We start from the raw sequence: 7,543 nt of genomic DNA, 5'->3' as shown, positions 1-7,543 counted from the left end.
GGCCCCCGCGGGCCCCCCCTGGGTTTTGCTTTTTCCCAAACTAAATGGGGGGTGTTTTTGTGGTTAGACTCAGCCGCCCCCCCGCGGTGGGGGCGGCGTGTCGCCGTCTCAAACTCACCACAAATCCATGCCTCAGTCGCTCCCGGGACTCTGTGGCTCCAACGGCGCGGGACAGTCCTTGCAGCACGAGCCGCCTCAGAGAGTCGGTCGATGGAGGAGCGCAGGGAACGGCCTTCTCCGCGTGGTCTCCAGTACTCAATCGCCACGGGCAGTCCGGCCTCCTGCTGGATCTTGTCCGAGAGTGCCGCCAGGTATCCGCGGTCGCGCACGCAGGTGATCAGGATGACAGCGTGGGAGCCAGTCCTCGGGAGAACGTCGACGAACTCGTCATCGAATTCTGCCGTGAGACTTCCTGCCTCGCTGGGAGCGAACATGGCGAAGACGCCGATCCGTATCCCATCCGGCCGCGATACGTGAAGCAGCGGTTCTCCGATGTCTGCCTCGGGATGAGTCTCGGCGTGCTCGCCTTCCTTGAGAGCCGAGATGACCGCGTCCCGCACCCGAGCTTCGAACAACAGCGAATCGATCAACAGCAGTAGCGGATCGGCGTAAGGATCGCCGTCCTTCGTCTCCGACAGGATCTGCATGAGGCGGAGCGCGTCGACATGAGGCAGACGACTGGCCACCTCGCTGATCTGCTGCGTGCGGCGTATACCGAAGTACAGTTCCACATCCTTCAGTCTCACTCGGTGTACAGACATCCCGATGACCGCGACGATCAGGAACGCGACTCCTCCCAGGACAAGTACCACGCTCCCCGCCTGGCTCTTTCCGAGGAAGATGGAGGCCACGCCGCCCCCGGTGAGCGAAAGCCCAATCGCGGTGGCGGCGATCCGCTGTCTCTTGCTGAGCGGGGCGGCATACGGTGTGTCCGGTGTCGGCTCCCCATTGGACGTACTGGCCTCACTGTTTGACATGCGCCGACCGTAACGTGGATCGCGAAAATTGGCCCCCTGTCAAGCCGGCCAGGCCATCCAGAAGGTCCACTGCTCCACGCGGGGGCGGTTGTGGCAGTGGCCAGGCCAACGGCTTTACTCGCCTCTGGCCTAGAGCGACTTGAGCGCCCCTCCGTTTCACAGCCGTGGTCAAGGGGGCGTTCCCCGCCGGAGTTAGGTGAGCTTCGGTCAGTATGTTCCAACAGGGTGTAGAGCATGCCGGAAATAGCCAATTCGTTCTGAGACGAGAGAGGCTCTCCGGTGTGCTCGCGCGCCGGAGTTTTCCAACTGAGGACCTGGGGTGGGGCTGTGGTACGCGCAAACGACGTCATCACCGTACTGGTGGACACCAAGAACGCCATCAAAGAGTCGGTAGATGCCCTCGGAAGCCGACTGGACACCAGCCATCAGCAGCTGAGCCAGCAGGTGGCGGATGCCGTATCGCTCATCCGGCAGGACCACAGCGAGACCCGTGACCGGGCCAGCGCTGCCGCGTCCCAAGCCTCTCAGTCAGCTGTGGAGGTTGCGGCACTGAAGCGGGAAGTCAACACGCTCCGCCGAACCATCGAGGACCTCGCGGACCTTGTCCGGAAAATGCCCACCCTTGCGTCTTCGCCTGAGCGACAGGTTGAAGGGGCTGTGCCCGACACGGAGCCTGAGCCCCCTGGTGCTGCCACGACACCCATTCCTGCCGAAGCGGGCGCCGACCCGGTCTCAGAGCAGCCCATCAGCCCGCAGAAGGAAGAAGATCACGCCGGGGATGAGGAAGAGGCCGAATCCAGCAAGGGCGCCCCTGTGTCTCTCGCGGGCACCCAGGAGTCACCCGATGCGAGGCGTGACGAACGCGCCAGCCACCGGGCCCTACTGCTCCATGCGGCAGGTGTCGCCCGAGTCAACGTGGTCTGTCACCGCGATGCCTGGGACTTCATCGCCCGGCGGGCTGCTGGGCACGAACACTTCGGCACAACGCCCACCGTCACGGACCACACCGACGGCCTGGTCCGTGTCACCCTGTCCGGCCGCTCCCTCATCGGCATGCTGATCACCCTTCACACGACGGAGGTCGACGGTCGAGGGGATTTCGACGGCAGTTGGGCCCTTGCCCACAGGTTCTACGACCGCATCGCCGAGGACCTGTACAAGGCCCGCCGGGAAGGCAGCACCCCGCTCACCATCGTCTTCAACGATGGCATCACCGAGACCGACACCGTCCCGCACGACAGCTCCAGCACCTCAGAGGAGTAGCCGCAGGCTCAGCTTGCCGGGCTGGTAGACAGGCAGGCGGATGCCTTGTGGGTCAGGTGGCGGGGAACTCTCCGTGCTTGATCGCGGAGACGAACGATGACCAGCCGTCCCGCGAGAAGACCAACGCCGGGCCCTGGGGATTCTTGCTGTCACGGACAGGGACCGCGCCAGGGATGAGGCGGTCGGCCACTTCCAGGCAGTCGCCCCCCTGCCCGCTGTAGCTGCTCTTGCGCCAATCTGCGCTGTCAGGGTACGGCGGGCACATCCCTCGCTGCCTCTCTGCTTGCTGGCGCTACAGCTCGTGCTGTATCCGGGCGATCAGGTCGAGACTCTCGCGCGGGCTCAAGGCGATCGACCGGAGAGAATCGAAGATCAGCGTATATTCTGCCGTCTCTTCGGGTGTCTCCATGTACAGGGTCCCCGTCCTGTGCTCCACGCATACGACATCAGAGAACACCGGGTTGGGGAAGGCGAACAGCACGAACGCGCCGAAGAGCCCGGCATGAGCCCCCGCGCTGTGCGGGATGACCTGCAACTCGATGCTGGGGTGCTGGGCCATCTCCGCAAGGTGGTCGAGCTGCTTGCGCATGACCTCGGGCCCGCCGACCCGTAGCCGGAGGGCGGCCTCGCCCTCGATCACGCACAGGCGGGGCGGATGATCCCGCTTCAGCACTTCCTGCCGCTCCATGCGCGCGGTGACCAACGCCTCGACGGCCTCGGGCCCCAGCGTCGAGGGCGCCGTCTGGATGACCGCCCGTGCGTAGTCGGGAGTCTGCAGCAGCCCGGCGACGAGGGACGACTGGAAGGTGCGGATGTACTCGGCCGACTCCTCGTAGTCGATGAAGTCGGGGTACGACGGCCTGGCGACGCTGGCGCGGCGTACCCAATTGGGCTCCCTGCCGCGACGCGCGAGCGACACCATCTCCTCGACCTGTGCCGGGTCGTCCACTCCGTAGAAGGTCAACAGGTCGCGCAGTTCTCCGAGCGAGATGCCGAGGTGCGCGTTCTCGATGCGATTGATCTTCGTGCGGTGGCATCCGATGCGGTCGGCCGCCTCATCCAGGGACTTGCCCGCTTCCTTCCTGAACTTGACGAGCAACGCCGCAACACGTCGGCGCCGAACTGTCGGACGTGCACCAGCCATATGAACTCTCCTCCGGTGATCCTGGGTGACGGCAAGACTACCGACCGGATAGAGCTTTTGGGTCAATTTCCATATGCTCGATTGCGGTTCGATTCAACGCGAGTGCATGCTGAGAGCCGCGTCACTTCGCGAACAACTCGCCGCAGCTGCTGGGTTCGTGGCGGCTCGCCGTGCCCGCGCGCATCCAGGGGCGAACAGCGCGGGTGGGTGACGTGGAAAGCGAAGAACCCCGCGACGTTGCCGGACGTCCGGGGCTGTGGCCCTCAACCACTGGAAGGTTGACGACATGACCCAAGGTATCGCGAACCTCTTCGAGGCGCTGTTGCGGTTACTGCTGTCGCCATCGGGCCGTCACCGGGCGGCCGCTGAACGTCTCGCTGTCGGTTTCCGAACCATCCACGGCGTGAAGGTGGCTGCCCAGTGAGCGCATCCCCTCGGCTGTTGCCGTGGTCCGGCCCTGGCGGCCAGCCCTGCTACCTCGTGTCGGACGAGGACGGCAGCGGCTACCTGTCCCGCATGGCTGACGAGGTCGAAGCGGTACAGCTCGGCATGGGTACCCAGTTGCTCGGCCACGCAGGCGAACTGCTCGCTGACCGGAAGGCGGGTGCCGGGGAACTTCGTTATCTGGCACACCGGTTGTGTGAGGCGCTGCGCGACACTTTGCGGGTCGCCGACAGCCGGGGCAGGCGCCTTCCCGTGCCCGCCGACATGGACGAATCGGACGATTGAGAACGCGAGCGCCGGACGGGCGAGTGGCCCGTCCGGCGCTCGGAACACCACGCGCTACGCCGGGACGCTCGCCACGCCCGGGGCCAGGAAGCGGCGGCCGACCACCCGCTCCGAGACGCCCTCGCGGTCCAGGTACGGCGTGATGCCGCCCAGGTGGAAGGGCCAGCCGGCGCCGGTGATCAGACACAGGTCGATGTCCTGCGCCTCGGCGACGACGCCCTCGTCCAGCATCAGGCCGATCTCCTGCGCGACCACGTCCAGGACGCGCGTGCGCACCTGCTCCTCCGTCAGGACCGAGTCGCCCTGCTCCAGCAGCGCGGCGACCTCGGGGTCCAGCTCCGGCTTTCCGGAGTCGTGGACGTAGAAGCCGCGCTTGCCCGCCTCGACCACGCGCCGCAGGTTCTCCGAGACCGTGAACCGGTCCGGGAACGCCCGGTGCAGGGTCTCCGAGACATGCAGGCCGATCGCCGGGCCGACCAGCTCCAGCAGCACCAGCGGGGACATCGGCAGGCCCAGCGGCTCGACGGCGCGCTCGGCGACGTCGACCGGGGTGCCCTCGTCGATGACGTTCTGGATCTCGCCCATGAAGCGGGTCAGGATCCGGTTGACGACGAACGCCGGGGCGTCCTTGACCAGGACGGCGGTCTTCTTCAGCTTCTTGGCCACGCCGAAGGCGGTGGCCAGCGAGGCGTCGTCGGTCTTCGCACCGCGGACGATCTCCAGCAGCGGCAGGATCGCGACCGGGTTGAAGAAGTGGAAGCCGACGACCCGCTCCGGGTGCTGAAGCTTCGAGGCCATCTCGCTCACCGACAGCGAGGAGGTGTTGGTGGCCAGGATGGCGTGCTCCGGCACCACCGCCTCGACCTCGGCGAACACCTGCTGCTTGACGCCCATCTCCTCGAAGACGGCCTCGATGACGAAGTCGGCGTCGGAGAAGGCCGCGGCCTTGTCGAGCGAGCCGGTCACCGCGGCCTTGAGACGGTTGGCCTTGTCCTGGTTGAGACGGCCCTTGAGCAGCAGCTTGTCGATCTCGTCGTGGACATAGCCCACGCCCTTGTCGACGCGCTCCTGGTCGATGTCGGTCAGCACGACCGGCACCTCGAGGCGGCGCGCGAACAGCAGCGCCAGCTGCGAGGCCATGAGGCCCGCGCCGACCACGCCCACCTTGGAGACCGGGCGGGCCAGGGACTTGTCCGGGGCTCCGGCCGGGCGCTTGGCGCGCTTCTGGACCAGGTTGAAGGCGTAGATGCCGCTGCGCAGCTCGCCGCCCATGATCAGGTCGGCGAGGGCGCCGTCCTCGGAGTCGAAGCCCTGGCCCAGATCGCCGTTCTTCGCGGCGGCGATGATGTCCAGCGCCCGGTACGCGGCCGGGGCCGCCCCGTGCACCTTGCTGTCGGCGATGGCCCGGCCGCGCTCGACGGCCGCGTCCCAGGCCTCGCCACGGTCCACGTCGGGACGTACGACCTCGGTCTGGCCGCTGAGCACGGACGCGGTCCAGATCAGGGACTGCTCCAGGAAGTCCGCGCCCTCGAAGATCGCGTCGGCGATCCCGAGCTCGTAGACCTGCTTGCCCTTGAGCTGCCGGTTCTGGTTGAGCGAGTTCTCGATGATCACCGTGACCGCGCGGTCGGCGCCGATCAGGTTCGGCAGCAGGGTGCAGCCGCCCCAGCCGGGGACCAGGCCCAGGAAGACCTCGGGCAGCGAGAAGGCGGGCAGCGCGGCCGAGACGGTGCGGTAGGAGCAGTGCAGGCCGACCTCGACGCCGCCGCCCATCGCCGCGCCGTTGTAGTACGCGAAGGTGGGCACGGCCAGATCCGCCAGCCGCTTGAAGACGTCGTGGCCGCCCTTGCCGATGGCCAGCGCGTCCTCATGGCGCTTCAGCAGCTCGACGCCCTTGAGGTCGGCGCCGACGGCGAAGATGAACGGCTTGCCGGTGACACCGACGCCGACGATCTCGCCCTCGGTGGCCTCCTTCTCGACCTGGTCGAGCGCGGCGTTCAGATTCGCCAGCGAGGCCGGGCCGAAGGTGGTGGGCTTGGTGTGGTCAAGACCGTTGTCGAGGGTGATCAGGGCGAACCGGCCAGCGCCCTGCGGCAGGTCCAGATGGCGGACGTACGCCTGCGTCACGACCTCGTCCGGGAACAGCTCGGCCGCTCCCCTGAGAAGCTCTTCGGTACTGGTCACTTGTTCCCCTCGAAGTGCGGGTTCTCCCAGATCACGGTGCCGCCCATGCCGAAGCCGATGCACATGGTGGTGATGCCGTAGCGGACCTCGGGCTGCTCCTCGAACTGCCGGGCCAGCTGCGTCATCAGCCGCACTCCGGAGGAGGCCAGCGGGTGCCCGAACGCGATCGCGCCGCCGTACTGGTTGACGCGCGGATCGTCGTCGTCGATGCCGTAGTGGTCCAGGAAGGACAGGACCTGTACGGCGAAGGCCTCGTTGATCTCGAAGAGGCCGATGTCCTCGATCGTCAGCCCCGCCTTGGCGAGGGCCTTCTTCGTCGACGGGATCGGGCCGTAGCCCATCACCTCCGGTTCGACACCCGCGAAGGCGTAGCTGACCAGCCGCATCTTCACCGGCAGGCCCAGCTCCCGGGCCACGTCCTCGGCGGCGACCAGCGAGGCGGTCGCGCCGTCGTTGAGCCCGGCGGAATTGCCCGCGGTGATCCGGCCGTGCGGGCGGAACGGGGTCTTCAGCGTGGCCAGGCCCTCCAGCGTGGTGCCGGGGCGCATCGGCTCGTCCGCGGTCGCCAGGCCCCAGCCCAGCTCGCCGCCCTCGGGGCTGGTGCGCCGCACCGAGATCGGCACCAGATCTGGCTGGATCTTGCCGTTGGCGTACGCCTTGGCGGCCTTCTCCTGGCTGCGCACCGCGTACTCGTCGGCGCGCTGCTTGGTGATGTGCGGCAGCCGGTCGTGGAGGTTCTCCGCCGTCATGCCCATGAAGAGGGCCGACTCGTCGACCAGCTTCTCCGAGACGAACCGCGGGTTCGGGTCGACGCCCTCGCCCATCGGGTGGCGGCCCATGTGCTCCACGCCGGCCGCGACGACGATGTCGTACGCACCGAAGGCGATGGAGCCGGCGGTCGTCGTCACGGCGGTCATCGCACCGGCACACATCCGGTCGATGGCGTAGCCGGGCACCGACTGGGGCAGCCCGGCCAGGATGCCCGCGGTGCGGCCGATGGTCAGGCCCTGGTCGCCGATCTGCGTGGTCGCGGCCACGGCCACCTCGTCGATGCGCTCCGGCGGCAGATCCGGGTTGCGGCGCAGCAGCTCCCGGATGCACTTGACGACCAGGTCGTCGGCGCGGGTCTCGTGGTAGATGCCCTTGGGACCCGCCTTGCCGAACGGGGTCCGGACGCCGTCGACGAAGACGACATCCCTAGCGGTACGAGGCACGTTGGCTCTCCTCCAGGTGCGCGGGGTGGCAC

General features: G+C 67.5%; 8 protein-coding genes. 3 read left to right on the top strand and 5 right to left on the bottom strand.

Features of this window, described 5'->3' with window-relative positions; translation table 11 throughout:
* On the bottom strand, nucleotides 1-977 hold a 977-nt coding region (locus tag ACH4U7_RS17060), incomplete at its 3' end, for a hypothetical protein (protein ID WP_398528700.1).
* A gap of 360 nt (nucleotides 978-1,337) precedes the next feature.
* Here ACH4U7_RS17060 and ACH4U7_RS17055 point away from each other — a divergent pair.
* Nucleotides 1,338-2,240 carry a hypothetical protein gene (locus ACH4U7_RS17055; protein ID WP_398528699.1) on the top strand — a complete coding sequence of 301 codons (903 nt, stop codon included), beginning with the start codon at nucleotides 1,338-1,340 and terminating at the stop codon, nucleotides 2,238-2,240.
* Between the two features lie 52 nt (nucleotides 2,241-2,292).
* Here ACH4U7_RS17055 and ACH4U7_RS17050 read toward each other — a convergent pair whose 3' ends face one another.
* Both ACH4U7_RS17050 and ACH4U7_RS17045 read right to left on the bottom strand, forming a co-directional pair.
* Nucleotides 2,293-2,505 carry a DUF397 domain-containing protein gene (locus tag ACH4U7_RS17050; protein ID WP_398528698.1) on the bottom strand — a complete coding sequence of 71 codons (213 nt, stop codon included), beginning with the start codon at nucleotides 2,503-2,505 and terminating at the stop codon, nucleotides 2,293-2,295.
* A 27-nt stretch (nucleotides 2,506-2,532) separates the two neighbouring features.
* Nucleotides 2,533-3,450: a helix-turn-helix transcriptional regulator gene (locus ACH4U7_RS17045; protein WP_398528697.1), complete on the bottom strand. Its 918-nt coding sequence runs from the start codon at nucleotides 3,448-3,450 to the stop codon at nucleotides 2,533-2,535.
* 220 nt (nucleotides 3,451-3,670) lie between these two features.
* On the opposite strand from ACH4U7_RS17045, the gene ACH4U7_RS17040 reads away from it, so the two are divergent.
* Both ACH4U7_RS17040 and ACH4U7_RS17035 read left to right on the top strand, forming a co-directional pair.
* Nucleotides 3,671-3,808, top strand: coding sequence for a hypothetical protein (locus ACH4U7_RS17040; protein ID WP_398528696.1), 138 nt, complete (start codon nucleotides 3,671-3,673; stop codon nucleotides 3,806-3,808).
* Complete coding sequence (locus ACH4U7_RS17035; protein WP_398528695.1) at nucleotides 3,805-4,113, top strand: hypothetical protein; 309 nt, start codon at nucleotides 3,805-3,807, stop codon at nucleotides 4,111-4,113. The genes ACH4U7_RS17040 and ACH4U7_RS17035 overlap by 4 nt, the downstream gene beginning before the upstream one ends.
* Nucleotides 4,114-4,167: 54 nt before the next feature.
* Here ACH4U7_RS17035 and ACH4U7_RS17030 read toward each other — a convergent pair whose 3' ends face one another.
* Together ACH4U7_RS17030 and ACH4U7_RS17025 are read right to left on the bottom strand one after the other, a co-directional pair.
* The gene (locus ACH4U7_RS17030) at nucleotides 4,168-6,297 is read right to left on the bottom strand and encodes a 3-hydroxyacyl-CoA dehydrogenase NAD-binding domain-containing protein (protein ID WP_398528694.1); all 2,130 of its coding nucleotides are present in this window, start codon (nucleotides 6,295-6,297) and stop codon (nucleotides 4,168-4,170) included.
* A complete protein-coding gene (locus ACH4U7_RS17025) occupies nucleotides 6,294-7,511 on the bottom strand; it encodes an acetyl-CoA C-acyltransferase (RefSeq protein WP_358633152.1) in 1,218 nt (405 codons plus the stop codon). Before ACH4U7_RS17025 ends, ACH4U7_RS17030 begins: the two co-directional genes overlap by 4 nt.
* Nucleotides 7,512-7,543 lie beyond the last annotated feature (32 nt).

This window comes from Streptomyces sp. NPDC020845 (assembly GCF_044334165.1).
In the GTDB taxonomy this organism is placed as follows: domain Bacteria; phylum Actinomycetota; class Actinomycetes; order Streptomycetales; family Streptomycetaceae; genus Streptomyces.
The sequence above is the reverse complement of the archived record's forward strand: the minus strand, read 5'-3'. Positions and strand labels throughout refer to the sequence as shown.

Coding starts and splice junctions, on each gene's coding strand:
- ACH4U7_RS17050 (WP_398528698.1), bottom strand. CDS start 2,505: ATGTGCCCGCCGTACCCTGACAGCGCAGATTGGCGCAAGAGCAGCTAC.
- ACH4U7_RS17040 (WP_398528696.1), top strand. CDS start 3,671: ATGACCCAAGGTATCGCGAACCTCTTCGAGGCGCTGTTGCGGTTACTG.